The following is a 925-nucleotide window of genomic DNA, read 5'->3' as shown; positions in this document are numbered from 1 at the left end:
ATTCTCAGGAGAGATCAAGCTAAGGCGCAGCGGTTGTTGCGGCGCCTGTTTTTCCGGCCGCGTCTGCGGGGCTGTAGAGACTTGAGTCGTCTGCCGTGTTTGTTCCTGCTGCGCTCGCTGTTCCTGTTGCGCCAGTTGCGCGCGTTCTTGTTGTTCACGCTGCTCTTGCTGCACACGTTCCTGCTGAGCGCGATTCTCTTGTTGTTCCTTCTGTACTTGCTGTTCCTGCCAAATTTGTCTTGTCTCTTCAAGCAATGACGTAAAGGCATCTTCAAGTTTTTGTTCTTCTGCAACAGCGACAACCGCCTGTTCCTGAACAGTTTCACTTGGAGTATTTACGCCGGAATTATTTTCATTTGTCGCCGGAGCGGGAGCGACAGAAGCGGGTTGTACCTGAAAAGAAGACGTTTGTGAAAAACGCGCCTCGCCCTCATAACTGCTTGAAAAAACAGGCTGAACGCGCCAATACCATGTTCCCGCGTCTATATCGGAATTAATATAACTTGTCGTCTGTACCTGCAAACTGATTTCAGGCGCGATAAACTCAGGCGATCTGGAAACATTTAACATATAATACGCCGCGTCAGGGACCTCCGCCCATCTGAATTGGACTTCCTGCCCCGCATATCTTACCGGAACCTGCGCGGAACCTCCCGCCATTGGGGCAAGCAGAGTCGGCGCGGCGGCTTCAACCACGCTCATACGCCCTGAAGCAAGCGCGTTATTTCCATGTAAAAGCCGCCAATGCCAAAGGCCGGTATTCAAAGAGGCTATCGCGCTTGAATCAAGATTATCAACCGTCTGTACTATTCTCTTAAAATATTTATCCTCGGCAATTTCCAGCCTTAAAAGCTCCTGAGGCTGTAAATTAATTCTTGCCCATTTAAACTCCACAATTAAAGGACCGGCTTCCGTTTTTAAAAGC

1 protein-coding gene is annotated in these 925 nt (G+C 49.7%); it reads right to left on the bottom strand.

Annotation, left to right across the window (positions count from 1 at the left end; all coding sequences use genetic code 11):
• The coding region (locus tag ACYVRA_RS07435; RefSeq protein WP_461252111.1) for a hypothetical protein at positions 1-925 on the bottom strand (925 nt) is incomplete at both ends.

This window comes from Treponema sp. R8-4-B8, from assembly GCF_054786175.1.
Note: the sequence above shows the minus strand (reverse complement) of the source record. Positions and strands in the feature narration are given on the sequence as shown.